Below are 24,087 nucleotides of genomic sequence, written 5' to 3' on the forward strand. Positions count from 1 at the left end.
AGCGCAGTGCGGGAAATCTGCATGCTGCGTTTGACGAGGGGGGCCAGGGGCGACCCTGGCCTCTACTCTACCGGTTCTAATTGCCGAATCTAGGTTCATAGGCCATCCCGGCAGCCAGGAAGACATAGTCCCCCTGGCTGAGACGCAGATCCTCCGCGAGTGCGATCGCCTTGGGCTCGCCGCTTCCGCGCAGCGCGGCGAGCACTGGATCCAGCGATGGGAAGTCCTCGTCGAGCCAGCTGATGCTGAAGCCCGCGCGGAAGAGCAATTTCGGCAGCTGATACTCCGCCAGTCCTCCCCAGAGTCCGCCGTCGAGCTTGTAGTCGGAGTCCGACCACGAGGCGAGGGTCTCGTCCGTCTTGCCTCCGAAGAGCTTGGCTTTGAGCATCCCGTCGCCCAAAGGATGCCGAACAGTGAGGTCCGCCCCGTCGAAGTGCGTAAAGGGGATGGGGGCGTAGAGCTCCACGGGGGGCGGATCCAGGGGTAGGAGTAGCCGACCTTGCTGGAGTCGGCGTTGAAGTAGATGTCGAGCCCAAGCCGGCCAAGCCGCAGCTCGAAGTCGTCGCGCGGCCGCCAACTGGCTTGGACGCCGGTCCGATCGTGATTCTCCCCGAGATCCTGATTGGCGACGTCCTGTTGCCTTCTATTCTCAGATTGAGGCGGCTGACTCTCCCGAGATCCCCACATTGTTTCGATGGGCGCTGTGGCAAAAAGGCTGCTTGCTCCTCGTCGTGGCAATGGCTCTGGCGGTGCGGTCTTGAGCGCCCTTCAGGGCAGCGCGTGCAAGACGCTGACGTCGGCGGTCACATCCGCCTCGTCGGCATAGCCGATTGCGCCCTGGCTCTCCGCGACATAGCGGAGGACTGCCTCGACGCTCTCGAGCTCGCGCGGCGGCGCTCCCTTGCCGACGTAGCGCCTGGCCGTCCAATAGGCGATGTACTTGGCGTCGTCCTGGTCGAGGTAGGTCTCTAGAAAGGTCTCTCTGAGACGATTGCCGGGGGGAGGTTGATCGGGGTGACGCGCTTGCCGTCGACCTCCACCACCTTGTCCGTGTAGATGCGCTGCACGGTCGTGCGGTCGAGCGGCTTCATGCCCGGATGCCCAATGACGGCGGGGCCGGCCAGTGCTGGCTGGGCGCAGAGCATGAGCAGGATGAGCAGGCCGCGCATCGTCTGGTGGTCAGGTCGTCTAATCGTCAGAAGATGAAGCTGAGCGACAGGGAGAAGACGTTGAGCTGCCGATCGGGGCTCTCCTCCGCTGCCGGATGGGACGTCCACGAAGCTGGAGACCTCGCCCGTTCGCACATGCGTCCACTCCGCCTTGAGCTTGGTCGTGGGTGTCGGGCTGTAGGATGCGCCGATTGCGAAGGACTGCTGATCATAGGCCGCCAAGATGTCGGCGCCGAGGACCTGTGCGGCGTTGATGACCTCCGCGTTGGGTAGATCGGCGGGCACGCGCGTGCGGTTGACCGACCGGTAGAGATCGAGCGCGTCTTCCGTGGTGCGGATTCCGGCCCAGTAGACCTAGCGGGTCCATTTGCCGACCTGGTGGAGAAGCGCCAGTTAGCCGGCATTGACATCTGGGCCGAGGTCGGTGTCTTCGAGCCGCCGCCGGACATACTCCGCGATCAGCTTCGATCGGTGAGGCAGCTCCACCTCCGTGCTGAGCGTAAGGACGTTGATCACGATCTTGTCGGTGGTTGGCACGCCAGGACCAGGCAGCTCTGACAGCGTCTGGTAATAGCCGATCCCGGGCGCGGCCTGCACATAGTCATATCCGGTGTAGATCGGGCCGTAGTCCATCTCGGCCTCCGCGTGATGGAGGCCGAGGCGCCAGTAGCTGCTGTCCAGGCGCAGTGAGAGCACGAGCCCCCCGAGCGTCATGTCCAGCCCCTCGTAGAAGCTGCCGGCGGGAAGGCGGGCTCTAGACCATCGCGCGCATAGAATCGCCAGTCCGTGTGCGCGGCGCGGACATAGCCCTCGAGCGTCCACTCCCAGGCGTCCGTGAGCCAGGTCTTGGAAAAGAAGAGTCCGTTGACGTCGGGCGTCGGCGTGAGCGAGTAGGCCTCGGTTGGCAGGCGAGCGAAGTCGAAGCTGACGCCCACGTCGTTGTTTGCGGAATAGAGCAGTAGCGGCAGCCTGAGCCGGCCGGCGCGCAGCAGCCAATCGTTGGTGGGCCGCCAGGAGAGGAAGGCCCAGGTCAGCGTCGGCTCCCAGGCGTTGTCGCTATGCAGCGACGGCGCCGCCTTGGCCTGCAGGGTTAGGCCCCAGGCATCGGTCAGCCGGGTGTCGAGCTGAATGCCGATGACGCTGTCGCGATTCAGGGTGCCGTTGTCGTCGATATGGCGCTGATAGATGAAGTCCTGATCCGAGAGCGCGCCCCCAAGGGCGCCGAACCCGGAGAGGTCGTGGTTGATCTCGGCGGCCGCGGGCAGCGTCGTCAGCGCCAGCAGCGCTGCCGTTGCGGTGGCGATCAGGCGGGGATGGCGGCTCATCGATCTGTCGTGGCCGGCCGAGCGAGCATTTGGACTCCTTGTCAATCATCTGCCAATCTCTCGGCAATCTCTGCGAATTCGTCCTGCAAGGCCAGGAAGGCATCGGCAATCTTGGGGTCGAAGTGATTGCCGGCTCCCTCCGCGATCAAGGCAACCGAGGCCTCGTGTGTGAATGGCTCCTTGTAGGGCCGCGAGGAGCGTGCGGCGTCATAGACATCCGCGACCGCCATGAGGCGCGCCGATAGAGGAATCGACTCGCCGCTCAGGCCATCCGGGTAGCCGCTGCCGTTCCAGCGCTCGTGATGGTGCCGCGTGATCTCGGAGGCGTAGATCAAGAGCGGGTTGTCTTCGCCCATGGATTTCCGGGCTTGCTCGAGGATCTCGAAGCCGCGTGTCGAGTGCGTCTTCATGATAGCGAATTCTTCCGGCGTCAAGCGTGCGGGCTTGAGCAGGATGTGATCTGGTATGGCGATCTTGCCGACGTCGTGAAGTGGTGCGGCCTGGGCGATCTGATCGACACTGGCGGCCGTGAGGGCGTCAGGATAGCTGGCGTGCCCCAGCACCCAGCGGCCGAGCAGCCGCACGTACTCCTGGGTCCGGCGGATGTGATTCCCGGTCTCCTCGTCGCGGAACTCCGCCAGCGAGACCATGACATGGATGGAGGCCGCCTGCAGCTGGAGGACCTGATCGACCTGCCGGGTCACTTCTTCCTGAAGCCAGGCGCTTTGGTTCTCCATGAAGTCCTGCCAGCGCTTCATCTGGATGTGCGTGCGCAGGCGTGCGAGGACGATCGCGGGTGTCAATGGCTTGTGGATGTAGTCCACGGCACCGACCTCGAAGCCCGTCTGCTCGTCCTCGACGTCCATGGCCGCCGTTACGAAGATGACAGGGACGCGTGCCGTCGCTGGGTTGGCTTTGAGGCGGCGGCAGACCTCGAAGCCATTCATCCCCGGCATCATGACGTCGCAGAGAATGATGTCCGGAGGCGACTGAAAGGCGAGGTCGAGCGCGCGCTGACCATCGTTGGCCATGCGGACGCGGTAGTCCGTCTTGAGCATTTGCGCGAGCAGGCTCAGATTGGCGGGTGTGTCGTCCACCACCAGAACGGTCGCGCGCTCGGTGTCGATCGCCAGCATGCCTAGCCTCCTTTCGTGCGCTCATCCAGGGAATCGAGCAGCGCGAGCGCGTTGTCGAAGTCGAAGCGCTCCATGGCGCGGCTGATCCGCTGCATCGTCGCAACGGGAAGCAGCGTGGCGATAGAGCCCGAGTGCGCCTGCCAGAGGTCGGTCGCCTCGATGTCGCCCTCGGCGAGGAGGGCACGGATGCGCTCGATCTGCTCGGCGGCGTCGCCCGAGCTCGCGGAGACGCTTGCGGGGGCGGCGGGGCTTGCGGGCTCGAGCGCACGCAGGCCGCGCAGGATGGGCTCGAGCGCCCGGATGAAATCCCGCAGCTTTGTAGGCGTCCGCAGGTCTGCGGCCTTGGCGGCGCGCTCCAGCTCTAGGGCGCGTGCCGCAACGGCGTCCATCCCTAGGGTGCCCGCCAAGCCCTTCGCGGTATGGACATAGCGTCGCATGGACTCCCAGTCGCGGCGATCGAGATCGCCGTCGAGCCTGGCTTGAGCGTCTCTGTGCTGCGTCGCGAAGCTGCGCAGGAGATCCAGGTAGAGCGACCTGTTGCCGCCGACGTGCATCAGGCCTTGTCGCGTGTCGAGCCCGGGGATGTGCGGGAGATCATCGCTCTGACTTGCCCTGTCCGGCGGCGGAGGGGGCGCCTGGGGGATGCTCGCATCCGCTCCGGCGACCTGGTATTCGGCGAGGATGGCGTAGAGCGCTTCCGGCTCGAAGGGCTTGGCGAGATAGCCTTGCATCCCGAGCGCGAGTCCGCGCTCGCGCTCGTCCGACATGGCGTGCGCCGTCATGGCGACGATGGGCAGATGCTCGTACCTCGGGTGAGCGCGCAGACGCTCTGTTGCTTGATAGCCATCCATCACGGGCATCTGGAGATCCATGAGGACGAGGGCGTAGTGCTCTGGCGGTAGCATCGCGAGCCGGTCGAGCGCCTCGGCGCCATTGTTGGCGACATCGACATCCACTCCCCGCTTGCGCATGAGCTCGCTCGCCAGCTGCTGATTCAGGCTGTTGTCCTCGACCAGGAGGACGCGCATGCCTTGCAGATCGAGGCTGGGGTCGGCGTGACTGAAGTGGGTGCTCCGCGACTCGATCTTCGCGCCCTCCTTGAGTCGGTCGAGCAAGGCCCGCGGCATGATCGGCTTGCCGATGAAATCTGTCGCGCCGAGGTCTTGGGCATGCTCGCGGATGCCGCTCAGGTCGAAGGCCGAGACGATGATGGTCGCCTTCGGGGCTGGCACCCCGCGCGCGCGCAGCGCTTCGAGGACGGCATCGCCGTCCATGCCGGGCATGAGCCAATCGAGGATGAGGAGATCATAGGGCGTGCCCTTGGCCCAGGCGTCCGCGACATGGTCGACGGCACATCTGCCGTTCGAGCATTGGTCGATGCGCTGGATCGAGAGCTGCGACAAGAGCCCTGTCAGAACGGCGCGCGCCGCCGGATAGTCGTCGACGACCAGGGCGCGCAGGCTCGACAGTGCTGGCGGCAGCTGCGCTGCTGTCGGCGTTGCGGCCGGGCGTTTGAAGGCAAGCTCGAAGGCGAACGTCGAGCCCCGTCCCGGCAGGCTCCGCACCTCCATGCGCCCCCCCATCAGCTCGACGAGACGCTTGGAAATCACCAGTCCCAGCCCGGTGCCGCCGTATTTGCGCGTCGTCGATCCATCCGCCTGGGTGAATTCCTTGAATAGCCGGGCTTGCTGCTCGTCGCTGATGCCGATGCCCGTGTCTTCGACCGCGAAATGGATGACGACCTGTCCGGCGTCTTCGTGACGCCGCTCCAGCACCAGGCGCACATGGCCCTGGTCGGTGAACTTGACGGCGTTCGAAAGCAGGTTGGCGAGGATTTGACGCAGCCTCAAGGCGTCTCCGACCAGCTCTCCGCCCTCGCGAATGAGCCAGAGTCCGCCGGCGTCGAAAAGCAGCTCGACCTCCTTCTCCTGCGCGCGCTGCTGCACCAGGAGCAGCGCCTCGCCGACGATCTGCTCGAGCTGGAAAGGTGCTAGGTCCAGCTCCAGGCGGTCGGCCTCGACCTTGGAGAAGTCCAGGACGTCGTTGAGGATACCCAGGAGCGACTTGGCCGCGGATTGCGACTTGGTGAGATAGTCGCGCTGCTGGCCGCTGAGCTGGGTGCCGAGGGCGAGGTGCAGCATGCCGATGACGGCGTTCATCGGGGTGCGGATCTCGTGGCTCATGTTGGCGAGGAAGCGGCTCTTGGCCAGCGTGGCCGCTTCGGCCTTGGCGCGTGCGGCCTCGAGCTCGGCCTGTACGGCCTCCCGGTGCCGGATATCGGCCGAGATCGCCCGCGCCATGTCGTCCAGGATCGCCGCGAGCACACGCAGCTCCTCGACGCCGCCCAGATTCCCGGCGCGGGCGTCGTAGTGCCCCTCGGCGAGCTGGCCGGCCGTCGTGCGCAGGCCTTTCACCGGGCGCAGGACATGGGTCGCGATGATGCGGATGCCGAATCCGACGAAGACGATCATGAGCAGGAAGCCGATGCTCGATGCCCAGATCCAGTCTTGGAGGCGCGCGCGCGCATGGGCCAGCTCGTCGCCCGTGCGCGCATCCACGAGTGTGAGCAGGCTCTCGATGGCCTCGGAGAGGCGCAGCCAGGCCTTGTTGTAAGTCTGACCGTTGATGAGCTCGAGGGCGAAGGCGGGGTCGGGCTCGCCGTCCGAGACGAAGCTCTTGGCCTTTGGGTCATAGAGGCCCTGGGTCGCGGCGAAGGCGATCTGCTCAAGCTCCTTCAGGGATTCGTTGGCTGCGAGCACGGCGTTCAGCGCCTCCAGCTCGGTGCTGTTGAGCCCGAGCGAGCGCATGCGATCTCGAAGCGATTGGAAGGTCCCGTCCGTGGGCAGCCCGTGCTCGACCTCGCCGGCGATGACCTTGCCCCAGTAGATCATGGGGCTCTTGTGCGGCAGGGCCGGCTTCTCGCCCTCGCGGATGCCGAGGATGTCGTAGTAGTAGAGCAGGAAGCGCGGATCCCCGGTGTTGGCGTAGAGTGCGACCAGCCGCCCGAGCATCTGCGATTCTTCCCTCAGTCCCTGCACCAGGGTCAGGGCGCGCTGCCGATGCTCCTGGGTCTGACTCAGGAGCCGATGGGATTGCGCGACGAGCAGGGTGAAGCTGCCGTTGATGGCGATCATCACGAGGAGCGCCACGGAGAAGACGACGGAGAGCCGACTGAGCCTCATCGGCTCGCAGGTCCGCGCTTGGACCCTTGGGCCGACGGCTTCCGGACCCCAGCTGCGTCCGGGCGGCCGTCGGGGCGGGGCTGTCCGCGGCCGCCGTGGCGCGGCTGCCGCCTAGGCTCGCTCTGGCCGAGGTCACCCCTCTTCGGCTGGCGGCCGCAAGCGCGCTGCGTCATGGCCGTTGATACCCTTAGGTCCGCTGGGCTCAGGCGTTCGCAGCGAGGAGGCGCTCTTGGCTCAGGAAGCTCCTCACCGCGTCGACGAAGACCTCCGGCCGCTCTTCCTGCGGGAGATGGCCGCAATCCGGGATTACCTCGAGCCGCGCGCCCGGGATGGCTTCCGCCAGACGGCGGCTCTCTTCCGGCTTGACGGCGCGGTCGTGCTCGCCGGTCATGACCAGGGTCGGGGCCGCGATGTCCGCGAGCTTGTCATCCAAATCGAGCCGGCGCGTCGCGAGGAAGAGCTCGAAGAAGGCCTGATCCCATGGGCCCAGCATGAACTCGCGCTTGTAGGTCGCGATAACGGCACCCGGCAAGCGCTCCTGGCGATACCAGAACTTCCTGATTGCCTTGTCGTACAGCTTGACGATCATGAGCTTCATGATGCGCGAGAAGACCGGGCGCAGCCCCTTCATCATGCCGAGCACAGGCGCAGGGACCTCGCTGGTCGCATAGCCGCTGAAGATCATGGCGCCGACCAAGACCAGGCCCTTGACGCGCTCCGGGTGTCTCAGCGCGGTCATTACCGCGATGGTGCCGCCCGTGGAGCTGCCGACGAGGATCGCCTGCTCGAAGCCGAGCGCCTTCACCAGGTCCGCGACCAGGTCGCTCTGAGCGTCGGCACTGTAAGGCGATGGCGCCGAGCCCTTCGGCAGGGGTCTCGACGTCAGTCCGCACACCGGCCGGTCGAAGGCGACCAGCGTCGCCTCCTCGGCCAGGGGCAGGCTCACGTCGCGCCATGACCTCAGGCTCATGAAGCTCCCATGCAGGAGCAGGATCAGCGTGGGGCCCTGTCCGTAGCGTTTGTAGTGGATTCTGAAGCCGCCGACCTCGATGAAGAGACTGTCGGGCTCGGCAAGCTCGGTTTGATAGGCGGGAATGGTGTCCATAGCAGCTAGGCGCCCCTGATGTCGCATCCTCTTCGAAGAATTGGTGGATCCACCCTGTGAGATCTTACCCAGGAAGGCGTCGGTCTTTCGACCGGCGCACTGACGAATAGAGCAAGACGTCACAGCACTCGCGGAGATCGGGGGCGTCATGATGCGGCAAAGCAGCCAGGCTCGCCAGGTGCAAGGCGGGCGGGGCCGTGCGCGTCGCCGCGGGTCGAGGTCGGCGGCGACTCTGTCCGGCGAAGAAACGGCGCTACCCAGGCGCGGCGCCGGGCGTGCGCCTGGGTACCGCCGCTCGGGGCGGCGCTAGCGGTAGCTCATGTAGGACTGAACGCAGTTGTTGTAGGTGATGTCGTACACCTGCTGGGTGTCCTGCAGGGTTCCCTGACTGAGCGCGGCCCCAGTCGCGGCGCCGGCAGCCGCGCCGGCACCGGCCATGTCATGTGTCTTGGGCTTGCCGGGCCGGCCGCCAGGTCCGCCAGGCCCCCTCGGCCCTGGCCCAGGACGTGGGCCGCGGCCGCTCGGGGCTTGGATTTGATTGCCGATGACGGCGCCCGCGATGGTGCCGATCGCGGTGAAGGCGACCTCTTTGTTCACATTGTCCTGTTTGGCCTTCTCGGCGGCCTGGTAGGCGCGCTGGCGACAGAGACTGTCCTCGGAGGCGGAGACGCCGCCACTGCCGATCTGTGCCGGGTAGGTCGGCATCATGGGTGTGGCCTGCATGCTGGAGCAGCCGGCGAGTGCTGCCGTTAAGAAGGCGAGCGCTGTGAATATTCGCGCTGATCGGTGACTGCGGGGCATTCGAAGCTCCTTGTCTTTAGGGGTGGAAGTACGAGATTTAGCGGATTCCCTGGCGTGCGGCAAGCGTTTCGAGTGGCTCGGTCTGCTTGGCGGTCGCACTGGCGACGCAGCCCTCTGCTCGCTCGGCGCGGCTCAGCGCGAAAGGGCTGTCTGGGTGCCGAAATTTTCTTTTGAAATATTGGCTTAAGTGATCTTGATCTCGATCAATCCTCCTTCTAATCGCGGTTTGAGAGCTGTCAACGCGGCCGTTATCTTTCATCGGGCCGCCCACATGACCACGCAGGACGTCATGATGACGCGGCGCGCCATGATCGCGAAGCGAGCCGCCGTGCGCCACCCGCGCCGCCGGGCAGCTGTTGCCTGCCCGGGCCTTGGCCGCAGAAAGGGCGACTGGGCCAAGGCCCGGTCTCTTGCGGTCGACTTGCATGATCGAGGGCAGTCGATCACCGAATCCGGAGGGGCTGGCGCATGTCTGGCGAAGAGCCGCGGAGACTGACGGGGGGCTATCCCTCGGTCGAGGGTGTGCTGCCGGCTGGGCCCACGGTTGGCGGCGCTTCGCCGGCCTTGCGTCTGCCGCTCTATGGCGCGCCGGACGTGTCCCTCGACGCGCTCCCGGAGGACTTGAGGCTAGACGACATCTTCGACCTCGAAGAGACGCAGCGCATCCAAGATGCCTTCGCGCTCGCCATGGGCGTGGCCTCCATCATTACCTACCCGGATGGTCGGCCCTTTACGCGTCCGAGCAACTTTTCCCGTCTCTGCGCCGACATCATCCGCAAGACCGAGCGCGGCCTTCACAACTGCATGCGCTCCGACGCCTTGCTCGGGCGTGTCGACACCGAGGGCCCAATCGTCCAGCCGTGTCTCAGCGGAGGGCTGATCGATGGCGGCACGAGCATTGTCGTCGGCGGGCGCCATGTCGGCAACTGGCTCATCGGTCAGGTGTTGTCGGGGCCGGTCGACACCGCGCGGATGCTGGCCTATGCCCGTGAGATCGGCGCCGACGAGGATGCCTATCGCGAGGCGCTCGCCGAGGTCACCCGGATGCCGGCCGATCAGTTCGACCGCATCGCGAGCGCGCTCTTCGAGATCGCGCGCCAGCTCTCCAGTACAGGCATCAAGAATCTCTTGCTCGCCCGCAAGGTCGAGCAGCTCCATGCGGCGGAGCAGCAGCTCAAGCGGCTCGCTCTCTATGATGCCCTGACCGAGCTCCCCAATCGCACCCTGGCGATCGACCGTCTGCAGCAGTCCATCGCGCAGGCGGCGCGCTCCGGGGTGAGCGTCGGGGTGCTCTTCATCGATCTCGACCGCTTCAAACAGGTCAACGACGTCCATGGTCACTCGGTCGGCGATTCCCTGCTGCGCGAGGCGGCGCGTCGCCTGACCGGCTGCTGCCGCACGGGCGATACCATCGCGCGCCTGGGCGGGGACGAGTTTCTCCTCTTGCTCCCCGCCCTGCGGGAGGCCGAGGCGGCTCAGGGGATCGCCGCCAAGATCGTCGAGCGCCTGGCGCAGCCCTTCATGATCGCGGGACAGCGGCATTGGGTGACGGCGAGCGTCGGCATCGCGCTCTATCCCGACGATGGCGAATCCAGCGAGCGTCTGCTCATGTGCGCGGATACGGCCATGTACAGCGCGAAGGAGTCGGGACGCAACGGTTTCCAGCGTTTCCGGGCGGTCATGAGTCGGCGTGCCCTGCGCCAGTTGTCGCTCATGGAGGCGCTGCCACAGGCCATCGAGCGTGGCGAGCTCTTCCTCGAGTACCAGCCGATACACGAGATCGGAGGCTCCATGCCGGTCGGTCTGGAGGCCTTGCTGCGCTGGCACTCGCCGGAGCTCGGCAGCTGCGAGCCGGCCGAGCTGGTGCCGATCGCGGAGGAAGCGGGGCTCATGGGGCTGGTGGATCGGTTCGTTCTCGAGCAGGCATGCGGCGCGGCGGTGCGCTGGGTGGGCGCGAGCGGGGCCGCGCCCTTCTTGGCCGTCAATCTCTCGACCGCTAGTCTGGGGCGAGACGCCTTCGTCGACACCCTGGCCGACATCCTCTCGCGCGCGGGCCTCGCGCCGGCCAGACTGGCGATCGAGCTGTACGAGGCGGATCTCGCGACGCCGACCCAGGCGCAGCTCAAGACGCTGGAGGCATTGAGCGAGCTGGGGGTGTCGATCCTCATCGACCACTATGGTGTCGGCACGGCCGGACTCCACAAGCTGAAGCATGCCCCCGTATCCTCGCTCAAGATCGATCGGGCCCTGGTCCAGGGTCTGGCGAAGGATTCCGTGGACGGGGCCTTGGTCTGCGCGATCGTCCGGCTCGGCGAAAAGCTCGGGCTCAAGGTGATCGGCGAAGGCGTGGAGACCCAGGCGCAAGCGGATGGTCTCTGCGATTGTGGCTGCCGGCTGATCCAGGGCCGCCTCATCAGCGCCCCCTTGGGAGAGCGGGATCTGCTCGCCTATCTTCGCCGGGCGGCTGCAGAGGGTTGAGTCCGAGAAGGCTGTCAGATTTCGGATTCCAGCAGTCAGCTCCTTGGAATCCGTCGATTCGCCATCGAGCGGGTCTTCCCCGAGCGCATCCGCTCGGTGAGGGCGTCAATGAGCAGAAGACCTCGGCAAACCGATAGCCGATGGCTGGTGCCGGCAGCGCTTTCCAGGGCGATTGGTCATGCCGAGGCGACGGCGCTCTGTCGGGACGGGGCGGTTGCCTCAGTCCTGGCGCTTGGAGCATCGCGCGATCGGAGCGGTTTCTGGGCAGCCGTCCCTAGCCGGCCCTAGCAGTCGCGAGGACCTGGGCCTCAGCCCGCCTGCACGGCCGCGAGCGCCGTCATATTCAGCAGCCCGCGCACCGTGGTGCTCGGGGTCAGGATGTGCGCGGCCGCGGTGGTGCCGAGCAGCATGGGGCCGAGCGCGGCGCCTTCGTTCATGGTGCGCAGCAGGTTGAAGGCGATGTTGGCGGCGTCCTGGCTGGGCATGATGAGGAGGTTCGCGCGACCTTCCAGTCGGGACTCCGGGAAGCGCGCCTGGCGGCCGATGGCGTCGAAGGCCAGGTTGGCGTGCATCTCGCCCTCGACCTCGAGCTCGGGGTCCTGGCCGCGCAGCAGGCGCAGGGCCTCCGTCATCTTGGTGGCGGTCGGTGCGTCGTGGCTGCCGAAGTTGGAGTGCGAGACGAAGGCGACCTTGGGCACCAGGCCGAAGCGCTTCACCTCGGCGGCGCAGAGGCGGGTGATCTCGGCCAGGTCCTCGGCGCTCGGATCGGCCTGGACATAGGTGTCGGCGATGAAGAGCGGGCCGGAGCGCAGGACGACGGCATTCATGGCCGTGAGCTTGCGCACGCCGGGCGCTGTGCCGATGGCCTCTTCGACGTGCTTCAGGTGGCGTGCGTAGCGGCCGACCAGGCCGCAGATCACGGCGTCCGCATCGCCGCAGCGCACCATGGTCGCGGCCAGCACGGTCGGGTCGTTGCGGATGTACTCGCGCGCCTCGTCCGGTGCGTAGCCGCGGCGTTTGACCTTGTCGTAGAAGGTCTGCCAGTGGCTGTCGAAATTGGGGTTCTCGCAGGGCACGATGAGGTCGAAGTCGCGATCCGGGCGGATGCTGAGTCCAAGCTCGCCCAAGCGGTTGCCGATGACCTCCGGGCGGCCGATCAGCATGGGGCGCGCGATGCCCTCAGCGACGGCCTGCTGGGCGACCTGCAGGACGCGCTCGTCCTCGCCCTCGGCGAAGACCACGCGCTTGGGTGCCAGTCGCGCCTGGTCGAACACCGGCTTCATGGTCATGCCGGTGCGGTAGGCGCGGTGGCCGAGGGTCTGGCGGTAGGCGTCCAGGTCCGCGATCGGCCGCGTCGCGACCCCGCTCTCCATGGCGGCGCGGGCCACGGCCGGGGCGAGGTGCTCCATGAGGCGCGGGTCGAAGGGCTTGGGGATGAGGTACTCGGGGCCGAACTGGAGCTGATGTCCGCCATAGGCCGCGCGCACGATGTCCGAGGGCTCGGCCATCGCCAGGTCGGCGATGGCGCGCACGCAGGCGATCTTCATGGTCTCGTTGATCTCGCTCGCGCCGCAATCGAGCGCCCCTCTGAAGATGAAGGGGAAGCAGAGGACGTTGTTGACCTGGTTGGGGAAGTCCGACCTGCCGGTGGCGACGATGGCGTCCGGGCGCGCCTCGCGGGCCAGGTCGGGCATGATCTCCGGCACGGGATTGGCGAGGGCCATGATGATGGGGCGCTCCGCCATGCGCGCCAGCCACTGCGGCTTGAGCACGCCGGCGGCGGAGAGACCGAGGAAGATGTCCGCGCCCTCGATGACCTCGGCCAGGCTGCGCTTGTCCGTGTCGACGGCATAGCGGCCCTTGTAGGGGTCCATCTCCTCGGTGCGGCCCTGATAGACCACGCCGGCGATGTCGGTGAGGGTGACGTTCTCCTTGGGCAGGCCCATCTCGACCAGCAGATCCACGCAGGCCAGCGCTGCGGCGCCGGCACCGGCGGTGACCAGCCGGACTTGGCCGATGTCTTTCCCGACCACCCGCAGCCCGTTCAGGATGGCCGCGCTCACCACGATGGCGGTGCCGTGCTGGTCGTCGTGGAAGACCGGGATGCCCATGCGCTCCTTGAGCGCGCGCTCGATGATGAAGCAGTCCGGGGCCTTGATGTCCTCGAGGTTGATGCCGCCGAAGCTGGGCTCCAGGCGAGCGACGGTCTCGATGAACTGCTCGGGGTCGCGCTCCTCGATCTCGATGTCGAAGACGTCGATGTCCGCGAACTGCTTGAAGAGCACAGCCTTACCTTCCATCACCGGCTTGGAGGCCAGTCCGCCGATGGCGCCCAGACCCAGCACGGCGGTTCCGTTGCTGATCACGGCGACCAGATTGCCCCGCGCCGTATAGGCGGAGGCCGTGAGCGGGTCCTTCTCGATCTCCCGGCACGCCGCGGCCACGCCGGGCGAGTAGGCGAGCGCGAGGTCGCGCTGGTTGCCGAGCGGCTTGGTGGCCTTGATCTCCAGCTTCCCCGGCTTGGGGTAACGGTGATAGTCGAGGGCGCTCTGGTCGAATTCTTCCGACATCTGGGGGTCTCCGGTAGTGGCGCTTGCCGGAGACAGGTGGTCTTCCGGCCGTCGTTATCTCGCTATTATGCTGCAGCGCAATATAAGGCTGCAAAGCCGGCGTCCGGCGTCCGGCGTCCGGCGTCCGGCGGGAGCGGTGGCGGCTCTGCGCCCGCTGTCCGCCGCTCAGGTAAAGGCGATTCCGGCCTCAATGGCAATCCTCGACGCCAGCTTTTGGAAGTCGGCGTAGCAGCTCTTCACTGCCTCGATATGCGCGCCGATCGCGCCGTCCGCCGACTTCAAGAAGAAGATCGGCTTGCGTGCTTCCATTGCCATGGGCATCAGGCTCCGATAGTGCTTGAGCAGTGAAAGACAGTAGGGGTCTCGGTCGACGGTTGGGTAGGGATGCGCCTCCTTGTCCAGCACGGCCTCCCGGTAGACGCCCGGGATGCGCTCCATCCAGCGCTTATAAGCAAGAACGGGCCGACTGTCGCGCAAGCCATGTTGCATGACGATGTAGCCGATCGGTTGCATTCTGCCTTTAGGGAGCGATAGATCCGTCGGTGCCTTGGTTGCCAGATGGCCCCAGATTCTTCCCCAGTCGCGCAGGGTGGGGCCAAGATTCTTCAGCCCCTGGAGAGAAAAAAGGTCGGGAGCGAGCGGAATGCAGACTTGATCTGACGCGATGAGGGCCGCGCGGTTGATGGCGCCCAGGTTTGGGCCGACGTCGATCAGCACCAGCTCGGATCCACGCGCCGCAGCTTCCGCGATCAGCCGGTGGAACGCGGTCATCGTTCTGTAGGCGCCCTCGTCCTCATTGTGGCAGCGCGGCCAGGCATCCGAGAGCTTGTCCTCGAATCGCGACAGGCCCAGGTCGCCCGTAATCAATCCAAGGTGTGCGGCGATGTGCTCGACGTGTGGGGGCGCGATGTCACCGACCCCGCGGAGGATCGGCCGGATGCTGCCAAAGACCGTATCGGGATGGTCGTCGTCGGGCCACAAGGTCTCCAGGCGGGCCTCGTCGAGAAACATCGCGGTGAGATTGGCCTGCGGGTCCAGATCGACGGCCAGGGTGTCGATGCCGTGGTCGGCGAACATCCAGGCGAGGTGGTACACCAGCGAGGTCTTGCCAACACCCCCCTTGTTGTTGAAGAAGGCGATCGTCTTCATGCCGGCCTCCGGCGGACCTTGACGAGCACGCTGTGATCGTCGAATTCGAACTCCGCTGGCGGGTTGCCGTTCTGGGCGAGCAAGGCTTGGGTCCGTTGGACACCGTAGCCGAAGCGATTGACGAAGCCGAGGGATTTCATGGCTTCGGCAATGACCGGGTTGCGATAGGCGTTGCGGGTTGGGAAATTCTCGCGCGTGGCCTCGCCGTAGAGACCACCGGGACTCTGGATTTCGATGTGATCCGCAAAGGCGTAGCAGCGAATCGGCGTGTTGCTGTCGTAGTTGCGATGCATCACGGCGTTCATCAGCAGCTCGCGCAAGGCCCATTCCGGGTAGTCCGGCAGCAGTCGTTCCTGCAGGCCGTCGACAGGGCGCATGCTGGTTTGGATCAGCAGGCGTAAACGGCCCTCCATTTCGCGCAAGATACTCGTCAAATCACCTGAAACCTCGGCCTGATCGACGGGAAGATCGGTCAGGTCGGTGCCAGGTAGTCGCAGGTACTGGATGTAGGCGCCTGGCAGGAAGAAGCGCGGGTTCTTCCCGAACAGCAAGATCCCCGCGTGCGTGAGACACCCGGACTCCAGGTCGTAGAGACGCAGGGACGCCAGTTGCTGCTCGAGCGGGCGGTGGTTCTCCGCCACCGTGCTTGCGTCGATTGCCTCGCGGCGATAGGCGTCGAATTGGCCCAAGGCCAGGTCTTCCAGCGCGGATTCGCGGCAAGGGCGCGCATCGAAGCTGCGGGCCAGCGCGACACGCCGCTCGCTGAGAATGCGCTCTTCCTGCTCGTTCGCGATGCCTTTCCTCGGGCCAACCCGGATATAGACGCGCCCCTTGAAGCGCACGGGGGGCAGATCCGAGGGCAGCACCTCGACGACCGCGAGCTCGCCGCCAAGGAGGGTGTATTTCTGCACGCTGAGGACAGGCTGGGGTAAGACATTGCCGTCCGAGCGGATCGCGCTGAGCGTCTTGAGCAGGTCGTCGGTGACTTTGAGCTCGGACAAGGAGCCGTCGTCGCGTGCACCGACGAGCAAGTAACCGGGCTGACGTCGGTTGGGAAGGTCGTTGGCAAAGGCGCAAATGGCCTCGGCGAACTTATCCGTCTTCTTCACGGATTCCGTTCGCTCGATGTTGTCGGCTTCCAGGTCGTTCAGAAGCTCGGTGAGTCGCTCCTCGGTCAGCATTGCGGTCGAAACCTCTGTCAGTAGCGATGTCGGGGCCGGCCTATGCGCGTGCCTTGCTTCCGCGCAACTGTAGTTCTTGCGCGGGCTCGGGGCGGATTGCATGACTCCATCGAGCCAGGCGCTCGGCGCGGCCTCAGTATACTGAGCCGCGTCCGCCGATCGATATGAGAGCAGAAGAGGCCGATTGGCAGTTTCGTCCCCGAAGGCTAGCATCATCGTCTTCGAGCCCAGGTGCATCGATCCGATCAGGAGCTGTCCGTCGTGAAGATCGTCATATTGGGTGCCGGCCAGGTCGGCAGCTCCGTGGCGGAGCGGTTGGTCTCAGAGGCCAACGACATCACCGTCGTCGATCTCGACGCACGGCTGCTCCAGCAGTTGCAGGAGCGCCTCGACCTGCGCACGGTGGCGGGCAACGCCGCCTTGCCTTCGGTGCTGAGCGAGGCGGGGCTGCAGGATGCGGATCTGCTCATCGCCGTGACCCAGCCGGGGTGTCGTCGCCGCTCAGGATGCGTTGCGGGACTCCCAGTCGCCCCAACGCCCTCGCGACAAGACAGCCTTTTAGCCCGGGCTCGTCCCGCTCCGGGGGCTGGCTACGGCTCTGCGCGCCTGCGCCACTCCCCTGCGACGAATGACTCAACGGTGTGCGGGATGCGCTCTGCATATCGCCTCCGCGCCTCGGGCACAGCCCTCGGCACTGCGGCGCTACGCCCGCGCCCACACCTACCCGGGGCCGCTCGGCTGCGCTGCGCTCTCCATGCCTCGCGGGAGCGACCAGACCAACCTCTGCGCCTGCCGGATCGCCGCGACCCTCTTCAATGTCCCGACCAAGATCGCCCGGTTGCGCTCGGGCGACTACAGGCGCCATCCGGAGCTGCTCGACAGCAGCAACTTCTGCGTCGACTTCGACATCTGCCCCGAGCAGATCATCACCGACTATCTCATCAAGCTGATCGAGTTCCCGGAGGCGCTGCAGGTGCTGGAGTTTGCCGAGGGGCTGGTCAGCCTGGTCGCCGTGCGGGCCGTGGAAGGCGGCCCCATGGTCGGCCGTCCGGTCGCCGAGCTGCGCACGCACATCCCGCGCATCGACGCCCGGATCGCCGCCATCTACCGCAAGGACCAGCCCATCACGCCCGCCGGGGACACGCGGATCCGCGCGGGCGACGAGATCTTCTATCTGGCCGCCAAGCGCGATATTCGCCAGGTGCTCGACGAGCTGCACCGTCGCGATCGGCCGACGCGGCGCATCATGATCGCCGGCGGCGGCAATATCGGCAGCCGTTTCGCGGCCGCGGCCCAGGGCCGCTATCAGGTCAAGGTGGTCGAGCGCGACGAGGCGCGGGCGGAGGCGCTTGGTGCGACCCTGACCGGCTCATTGGTGCTCTTGGGGGATGCTACGGACGAGACGCTGCTCAACGCCGAGAACATCGAGGACATGGACGTCTTCATGGCCCTCACCAATGACGACGAGAACAACATCATGGCGGCCCTGCTGGCGAAGCGCCTGGGCGCGCGGCGGGTGCTGGCGCTCATCAACCGGCGGGCCTATGCGGATCTGCTGCAGGCCGACCGGCTGGACATCGCGATCTCGCCGGCGCAGATCTCGATCGGCACCCTGCTGGCGCGGGTGCGCCGCGGGGATGTCGCGGCGGTTCATAGCCTTAGGCGCGGGGCGGCCGAGGCGCTCGAATTCGTCGTCCACGGCGACAGCTCGACGTCCAAGGTCATCGGTCGGCGCATTGCCGAGCTGAATCTGCCAAGGGGCGTGAGCATCGGGGCCATCGTGCGGGCCGCCAGCCAGGACAGCCTGGCTCGCGGCGATCGACGGGTGCTGATGGCGCACGACGACATCCTGATCGAGCCTGAGGATCACGTCATCCTCTTCCTCGCGCGCAAGGACCTGGTGCATCAGGTCGAGCGGTACTTCCAAGTCGGGCTCGCCTACTTCTGATGGCGGAGCTGCTGTCGGTCGCCAATGTCCTCGGGCGGCTGCTGATGGTGCTCAGCCTGACCTACCTGCTGCCGATCATCTGCTCGCTGATCTATCGTGACGGGACCTTTCTGACCTTTCTCGTCAGCCAGGCCGCCTGTCTCGCCGCGGGCGGGCTCATGACGCTGGCGACCCGGAGGTTTCAGCGCGAGCTCAAGCCGCGCGATGGCTTCATGCTCGTCACCCTCGCCTGGGTGCTCACGGCGACCATCGCGACCTTTCCCTTGCTCCTGCATCTTGAGCTCTCCTTCAGCGACGCCTTCTTCGAGGCCATGTCCGGCATGACGACCACGGGCGCGACCGTCATCACCGGGCTGGAGGCCTTGCCGGCGTCGATCGATCTCTGGCGCCACGAGCTGAACTGGATCGGCGGCAGGGACTTCATCTCGGCCTTCTCCGCGGTCATCGCCTGCATCGACAACGCGGGTCCAGGGCTCGGAGCAGTGGGGCCAGGGACGAATTATTCGAGCCTGACGGACTATGAGATTTGGGTGCTCAGCTTTACTATGCTGCTCGGCAGGCTTGAAGTCTTCTCCCTGCTCGTGCTTTTCACACCACAATTCTGGCGCAAATAGCCGGTCTCCAATCCTCCTCCTGAGGACATGAGATGTACTTGATCAGTTTCCTGATTGTCTTTTCCCTCGTCGCGGGCGTCGCGATCGCGATGGCGCCGACGGTTGGCGTGCAGGCGCGCCGCATCCGCTTTTCGGTCGGGGCCCTGGCGGTCGCCTCCGTCGTGCTGGCCCTATTGCACGCGAGCAGGGGGCCCGAATTCTATGCCTTGAGCGCCTGGCTGACCTCTGTGCTCGATTGGCTCTTCATCGCCGGCGGTCTCGGTCTCGCGGCATTGCTGCTCTGGTTCTGCCGCAGGATCAAGCCGGGCGAGTGGTACATCCCCGTGCTCATCCTCGCCCAGACCGGGCTGATGCTCTACGCGGAGCTGGTGGGTGAGCATCCCGAGGTCGCCCATCCCTTCTACGTCGACAGCTTCTCCGTGCTCATGGCGCTCATCATCGCCATCGTCGGCGGGCTCATCTGCGTCCACGCCATCCGCTACATGCACGACTACCACGCCCATGCGGCGGGGCAGCACGAGGCGGGCGACGTCGATGCGTCCCAGCAGCGCCCGGAGCGCAGCCGCAGCCTCTTCTTCGGCATGCTCTTCCTCTTCCTGGGGGCCATGTTCGGCATCGTCTTCGCGAACAACCTGCTGTGGCTCTTCTTCTTCTGGGAGGTGACGACGCTCTGCTCCTTCTGGCTGATCTCCTACTCGCGCACCGACGAGGCCATCCGCAACGGCTTCCGGGCCCTGGGCTTCAACCTCATCGGCGGCGTCTCCTTCGCGGCCGCCATCGTCTGGCTGACCCATGGGCCTGGCCTGCGCACCTGGGAGCTGGATCAGCTGGTGGCTGGAGGTAGCGCGCTGGCGCTCATCCCGGCGGTGCTCATCGCCGTGGCCGGGCTGTCCAAGGCGGCGCAGATGCCCTTCTCGTCCTGGCTGCTGGGGGCCATGGTCGCGCCCACGCCGGTCTCGGCCTTGCTGCACTCGAGCACCATGGTCAAGGCCGGTGTCTTCATCCTGATCAAGCTCTCGCCGGTCTTCCATGACACCTACGCGGGCCTGCTGCTCTCGCTGGTCGGCGGTCTGACCTTCCTGGTGACCTCCCTGGTCGCGGTCAACCAGCGCAACGCCAAGCGGGTGCTGGCCTATTCGACCATCGCCAATCTGGGCCTCATCGTCATGTGCGCCGGGGTCGGCACGGCGGCGACCATGTGGGCGGCCATCCTGCTGATCCTCTTCCATGCGGTGGCCAAGGCGCTGCTCTTCCTCGCGGTCGGGACCACCGAGCACCTCATCGGCAGCCGCGACATCGAGGACATGGAGGGGCTGGTCTACCGCCGGCCCAGGATCGCGGCCATGCTGCTGGTCGGCATGCTGGGGATGTTCCTGGCGCCCTTCGGCATGCTCCTCGGCAAGTACACCTGCTTCCAGGCCTTCTTGAGTATGGAGGTGATGTGGGGCGATGGGCTCATGCTGGCGGCCATCCTCGCCTTCGGCAGTGCGCCGACGCTCTTCTTCTGGAGCAAGTGGATGGGCAAACTGGTCGCGGTGCCGCGCCGCCAGCAGCCGAGCTCGGCGCCCATCCCTCGCGACGAGGCGATCGCCTTGTTCTCGCTGACGGCCCTGACCTATGTCGCCTGCGCGCTCTTCCCATTGGCGGACACCGGCTTCGTCATGCCCTACACCCAGCATCTCGCAAGCCTGGGGCTGATCGCCGAGCCGAGCTTCGCCATGCCTTGGGAGACCATCCTGCTGATGAGCGTCATGCTCGCGGGGCTCTTCCTGATGCCGCTGGCCTTCTGGCTGAGGCCGCCAAAGTACAGCGAGGTCAGCGGCTATCTCAGCGGGGCCAATGTGGACGGCAGCGCCTCCTACCGCGGCGCCATGGGGGCGGAGCGCCTGGTCGAGAGCCGCGGCTATTACCTGTCCGGCTTCATCGAGGAGGGCAAGGTGGTGCGGGTCGGCCTCATCGGCTGCGGCTCGTTGATGCTCTTGATGCTGATGGGGGCCCTGCTATGAAGCCTTACGCCTGGTCGCTTGGCCTTGCATTCATTTTCCTGGGGCCGGTCGTCGGGGCCCTGCTCGCCGGCATCGACCGCCGGCTGACGGCGCGCATGCAGTCGCGCAAGGGGCCGCCCCTGCTGCAGCCGGTCTATGATGTGCTCAAGCTCTTCGAGAAGGACACCCTGGTCGTCACCCGACTGCAGACGCTCTATCTCTGGGGCTTTCTCTTCTTCATGGTCATCTCGGGCGTCATCCTCTTCTTGGGGAGCGACCTGCTGCTGAGCCTCTTCGCGCTGACGGTTTCGGGTATCTTCCTCTGTCTGGCCGCCTATGCGACCAACTCGCCCTACAGCAACATCGGCTCGTCGCGCGAGCTGATGCTGATGATGGCCTATGAGCCCATGCTCATCCTGGTGCCGCTGGGCTTCTTCCTGGTGACCGGCAGCTTCCGGGTCTCGGACATCGTGGCGGGGAGCCCCTGGCAGGTGATTCAGCTCCTGGGGATTCTGGTCGGCTTCCTCTTCATGCTGACCATCAAGCTGCGCAAGTCGCCCTTCGACCTCAGCTACTCGCACCACGGTCATCAGGAGCTGGTGAAGGGCATCACGACCGACCTCTCGGGCAGCGATCTGGCGATCGTCGAGATCGGGCACTGGTACGAGAACACCATCCTGCTCGGCTGGCTCTATCTCTTCTTCGCCCCCTGGGGACCCTGGATCGCATTACCCATCGTAATCGTGCTCTTTTTCGCGGAGGTTCTGGTCGACAATACGAATGCACGGCTCACCTGGTCGAGCACGCTCAAGGCGTCCTGGCTGGTGACGGCCGCCGTCGGCGTGACCAATCTGATGCTGCTGCCATTCATCACCTGATGCCGATGGCGAGCCGCGAGCCCACATCCATGCAAGCGACCTCGTCCGTGCAGCCGACGCCTCCTCCATTGGCGGCGGCGAGCGGCGAGGGCGCCTCACCCGGGTCACTATCATGAGCTTCCTCAAGAAATCTCCCTGGGTCCTGCACTATGCCGCGACCAGCTGCAACGGCTGCGACATCGAGCTGCTGGCCTGTCTGACGCCGCTCTACGACGTCGAGCGCTTCGGCATCGTCAACACAGGCAACCCCAAGCACGCCGACATCTTCCTGGTCACCGGCTCGGTGAACGAGGAGTCGCGCAAGGTGGTCGAGAACCTCTATGCCCAGATGCCCGACCCCAAGGTGGTGGTCGCGATCGGGGCCTGTGCCCTGAGCGGCGGGATCTTCAAGGACGCCTACAACGTCTATGGGGGGATCGATAAGGTCATTCCCGTCGACGTCTATGTGCCGGGCTGCGCGGCGCGGCCGGAGGCGATCATCGATGGGGTGGTGCAGGCGCTCGACATCCTCGAGCAGCGCGGGAAAGCGCGTAAACGTCAACGCAAGATGGTGGCCGCATGAGTCTGGACGAGCCTTTCAACGATTTGGCACTGAGCGATTGGGTGTCGACGGCGGAGCGGCATTGCGCCGAGGGCGACCGCCTGGTGCAGATGACCGGGACGGCACGGCCGGACCACTTCGAGATCATGATCAGCTACGACAAGGACTACAGCTGCACCCACTACCGCACCCAGGTTCCGCGCGACAAGCCGGAGCTGCCGAGCCTCAGTGGTGTCTTCCTCGCCGCCTTCACCTACGAGAACGAGCTCAAGGACCTCTTCGGCATTGAGGTTCCGGGTCTGGCCGTGGACTACGGCGGCGGTTTCCTGCGGACCAAGACCAAGATCCCCTTCTCCGGCGACGTCACCGTGAAGAAGGAAAAGGCCAAGCCGGCGGCTGCGGCTGGCGCATCGGGCGCGGAGGGCTGATCCATGTCCAATACCACCATTGTCCCCTTCGGTCCCCAGCATCCGGTCTTGCCGGAGCCCATCCACCTGGACCTGGAGCTGGATGACGAGCGGGTCGTCCAGGCGCTGCCCTCGATCGGCTATGTGCACCGTGGTCTGGAGCTGCTGGCGGAGCGGCATGACTTCATCGAGATGGCCAATGTCGCGGAGCGCATCTGCGGCATCTGCAGCTTCATTCACGGCCAGGGCTACTGCCAGGGCGTCGAGCAGCTCATGGGGGTCGAGGTCCCGCCGCGCGCCGTCTATCTGCGCACCGTCTGGGGCGAGATCTCTCGCATCCAGAGCCATTTGCTCTGGCTCGGGCTTTCCGCCGACGCGCTCGGCTACGAGAGCCTCTTCCAGCACAGCTGGCGCATCCGCGAGATGCTGGTCGATATCATCGAGGAGACCACGGGCGGACGCGTCATCTTCGGCGTCTGCAAGGTCGGCGGCGTCCGCAAGGACGTCGACGACGCGGTGCTCAAAGCGGTCAAGGGCCGGATGCGCGAGATCCAGACATCGTTCAACGAGATCGCCAGCGTCTTCCGCGAGGACCCGACGGTGAAAAAACGCACCGTCGGGGTCGGTGTCCTCACGGCCGAGGATGCCCATGCGCTGGGCGCCGTGGGGCCGGTGCTGCGCGGCAGCGGCGTCGCGCGGGATACGCGCAAGCTCGGCTATGCCGCCTTCGGCGAGCTGGACTGGGAGCCCGTGGTCGAGCAGGACGGCGACTGCTATGCGCGCTGCATCGTGCGGGTGCGCGAGATCGACCAGTCCTTCGACATCATCGCCCAGTGTCTCGAGCGCATGCCGGATGGCGAGGTCGACGTCTCGGTCAAGGGCAAGCGGCCCAAGGGCGAGGCCATGTTCCGGCTGGAGCAGCCGCGCGGCGAGGTCTGCTACTACATCAGCGCCGACGGCAAGAAGAACCTGGCGCGCTTCCGCGTCCGCACCCCGACCTTCGCCAACATCGCGCCCCTGGTCCACATGCTGAAGGGCTGTGAGCTGGCCGACGTGCCTGTGATCGTGCTCACCATCGATCCCTGCGTGAGCTGCAACGAGAGGTAAGCCCATGTCCTGGTCCTGGCTCCCCATTTCATCGCTGGTCACGCGCAGCGCGCTGAGCAAGCCCGTCACGCGGCTCTATCCCGTCGAGCGCCGCACGCCCTACGCGCGGACGCGGGGTCACATCCTCTTCAAGATCGACAACTGCAACTTCTGCACGATCTGCGCCCACAAGTGTCCGACCGACGCCATCGTCGCCAACAAGAAGGACAAGACCTGGGCGATCGACTACAGCCTCTGCATCCTCTGCGGGAACTGCGTCGAGGACTGCCGCGAGGGCTGCATCACCCTGAGCAACGATCCGCACCCGCCGATGCGGGCGAAGGAGATCTGGCGCGTGCGTAAGGAGTACGAGGCTCCGCCGCCTCCGGAGAGTCCGAAGGTTGCTTTCCCAGAAGAAGCTCCGCGTTAGTCCTCGCCGCGTCGCCGCCGTCGCCCTGGAGGGCGAGGCTCCCAGCTATGTCCCTGGGAGGGTTGGCCTCCAGGCCAACCCGGATAAGGGTTTAGGCTAGAC

General features: G+C 65.9%; 21 protein-coding genes and 1 pseudogene. 10 read left to right on the forward strand and 12 right to left on the reverse strand.

The features are described from left to right. Positions 1-76: 76 nt before the first annotated feature. The 9 genes from G3446_RS18525 to G3446_RS18565 all read right to left on the reverse strand — a co-directional run bounded on the left by G3446_RS18525 (position 77) and on the right by G3446_RS18565 (position 9,145). Positions 77-466 carry a hypothetical protein gene (locus tag G3446_RS18525; RefSeq protein WP_164454321.1) on the reverse strand — a complete coding sequence of 130 codons (390 nt, stop codon included), beginning with the start codon at positions 464-466 and terminating at the stop codon, positions 77-79. Between the two features lie 502 nt (positions 467-968). Further along, positions 969-1,454, reverse strand: coding sequence for a hypothetical protein (locus G3446_RS28165; protein ID WP_245232589.1), 486 nt, complete (start codon positions 1,452-1,454; stop codon positions 969-971). 108 nt (positions 1,455-1,562) lie between these two features. After that, a complete protein-coding gene (locus tag G3446_RS18535; RefSeq protein WP_164454322.1) occupies positions 1,563-1,883 on the reverse strand; it encodes a hypothetical protein in 321 nt (106 codons plus the stop codon). Next, on the reverse strand, positions 1,880-2,494 hold the full coding sequence (locus G3446_RS18540; protein ID WP_164454323.1) for a hypothetical protein: 615 nt from the start codon (positions 2,492-2,494) through the stop codon (positions 1,880-1,882). The genes G3446_RS18535 and G3446_RS18540 overlap by 4 nt, the downstream gene beginning before the upstream one ends. Positions 2,495-2,535: 41 nt before the next feature. Then, positions 2,536-3,630, reverse strand: a complete 1,095-nt coding sequence (locus tag G3446_RS18545; RefSeq protein WP_164454324.1) for a response regulator — start codon at positions 3,628-3,630, stop codon at positions 2,536-2,538. A gap of 2 nt (positions 3,631-3,632) precedes the next feature. Then, complete coding sequence (locus tag G3446_RS18550) at positions 3,633-6,812, reverse strand: hybrid sensor histidine kinase/response regulator (protein WP_164454325.1); 3,180 nt, start codon at positions 6,810-6,812, stop codon at positions 3,633-3,635. Between the two features lie 202 nt (positions 6,813-7,014). Continuing rightward, complete coding sequence (locus G3446_RS18555) at positions 7,015-7,917, reverse strand: alpha/beta fold hydrolase (protein WP_164454326.1); 903 nt, start codon at positions 7,915-7,917, stop codon at positions 7,015-7,017. 306 nt (positions 7,918-8,223) lie between these two features. Continuing rightward, the gene (locus tag G3446_RS18560) at positions 8,224-8,640 is read right to left on the reverse strand and encodes a YMGG-like glycine zipper-containing protein (protein WP_164454327.1); all 417 of its coding nucleotides are present in this window, start codon (positions 8,638-8,640) and stop codon (positions 8,224-8,226) included. A 115-nt stretch (positions 8,641-8,755) separates the two neighbouring features. Next, positions 8,756-9,145 (reverse strand): hypothetical protein, encoded by a 390-nt coding sequence (locus G3446_RS18565; RefSeq protein ID WP_164454328.1) that lies wholly within the window; start codon positions 9,143-9,145, stop codon positions 8,756-8,758. A 41-nt stretch (positions 9,146-9,186) separates the two neighbouring features. On the opposite strand from G3446_RS18565, the gene G3446_RS18570 reads away from it, so the two are divergent. Continuing rightward, complete coding sequence (locus G3446_RS18570) at positions 9,187-11,196, forward strand: putative bifunctional diguanylate cyclase/phosphodiesterase (RefSeq protein ID WP_164454329.1); 2,010 nt, start codon at positions 9,187-9,189, stop codon at positions 11,194-11,196. 308 nt (positions 11,197-11,504) lie between these two features. On the opposite strand, the gene G3446_RS18575 is transcribed toward G3446_RS18570, so the two are convergent. The 3 genes from G3446_RS18575 to G3446_RS18585 all read right to left on the reverse strand — a co-directional run bounded on the left by G3446_RS18575 (position 11,505) and on the right by G3446_RS18585 (position 16,096). Continuing rightward, a complete protein-coding gene (locus G3446_RS18575; RefSeq protein WP_164454330.1) occupies positions 11,505-13,766 on the reverse strand; it encodes an NADP-dependent malic enzyme in 2,262 nt (753 codons plus the stop codon). A 165-nt stretch (positions 13,767-13,931) separates the two neighbouring features. Further along, a complete protein-coding gene (locus G3446_RS18580) occupies positions 13,932-14,915 on the reverse strand; it encodes a ParA family protein (RefSeq protein WP_164454331.1) in 984 nt (327 codons plus the stop codon). Then, positions 14,912-16,096, reverse strand: coding sequence for an ATP-binding protein (locus G3446_RS18585; RefSeq protein ID WP_164454332.1), 1,185 nt, complete (start codon positions 16,094-16,096; stop codon positions 14,912-14,914). Before G3446_RS18585 ends, G3446_RS18580 begins: the two co-directional genes overlap by 4 nt. 261 nt (positions 16,097-16,357) lie before the next feature. On the opposite strand from G3446_RS18585, the pseudogene G3446_RS18590 reads away from it, so the two are divergent. The 9 genes and pseudogenes from G3446_RS18590 to G3446_RS18630 all read left to right on the forward strand — a co-directional run. Then, positions 16,358-16,576: pseudogene (locus G3446_RS18590) on the forward strand (NAD-binding protein); the annotation flags it as partial. A 274-nt stretch (positions 16,577-16,850) separates the two neighbouring features. Next, a complete protein-coding gene (trkA, locus tag G3446_RS18595) occupies positions 16,851-18,044 on the forward strand; it encodes a Trk system potassium transporter TrkA (RefSeq protein ID WP_245232590.1) in 1,194 nt (397 codons plus the stop codon). Beyond that, positions 18,044-18,658 (forward strand): potassium transporter TrkG, encoded by a 615-nt coding sequence (locus G3446_RS18600; RefSeq protein WP_209262508.1) that lies wholly within the window; start codon positions 18,044-18,046, stop codon positions 18,656-18,658. The genes trkA and G3446_RS18600 overlap by 1 nt, the downstream gene beginning before the upstream one ends. Before the next feature lie 32 nt (positions 18,659-18,690). Then, positions 18,691-20,664, forward strand: coding sequence for a proton-conducting transporter transmembrane domain-containing protein (locus tag G3446_RS18605; protein WP_164454334.1), 1,974 nt, complete (start codon positions 18,691-18,693; stop codon positions 20,662-20,664). After that, positions 20,661-21,521, forward strand: a complete 861-nt coding sequence (locus tag G3446_RS18610; protein ID WP_164454335.1) for a respiratory chain complex I subunit 1 family protein — start codon at positions 20,661-20,663, stop codon at positions 21,519-21,521. The genes G3446_RS18605 and G3446_RS18610 overlap by 4 nt, the downstream gene beginning before the upstream one ends. 112 nt (positions 21,522-21,633) lie before the next feature. Further along, positions 21,634-22,083: an NADH-quinone oxidoreductase subunit B family protein gene (locus G3446_RS18615; RefSeq protein WP_164454336.1), complete on the forward strand. Its 450-nt coding sequence runs from the start codon at positions 21,634-21,636 to the stop codon at positions 22,081-22,083. After that, a complete protein-coding gene (locus G3446_RS18620) occupies positions 22,080-22,490 on the forward strand; it encodes an NADH-quinone oxidoreductase subunit C (protein ID WP_164454337.1) in 411 nt (136 codons plus the stop codon). Before G3446_RS18615 ends, G3446_RS18620 begins: the two co-directional genes overlap by 4 nt. Positions 22,491-22,493: 3 nt before the next feature. Then, on the forward strand, positions 22,494-23,576 hold the full coding sequence (locus tag G3446_RS18625; RefSeq protein WP_164454338.1) for a hydrogenase large subunit: 1,083 nt from the start codon (positions 22,494-22,496) through the stop codon (positions 23,574-23,576). A gap of 4 nt (positions 23,577-23,580) precedes the next feature. Then, positions 23,581-23,985 (forward strand): 4Fe-4S binding protein, encoded by a 405-nt coding sequence (locus G3446_RS18630; protein WP_164454339.1) that lies wholly within the window; start codon positions 23,581-23,583, stop codon positions 23,983-23,985. Positions 23,986-24,087: the final 102 nt, after the last annotated feature.

The sequence above is a fragment of the Thiorhodococcus minor genome (assembly GCF_010820565.1).
Taxonomy (GTDB): Bacteria; Pseudomonadota; Gammaproteobacteria; order Chromatiales; family Chromatiaceae; genus Thiorhodococcus; species Thiorhodococcus minor.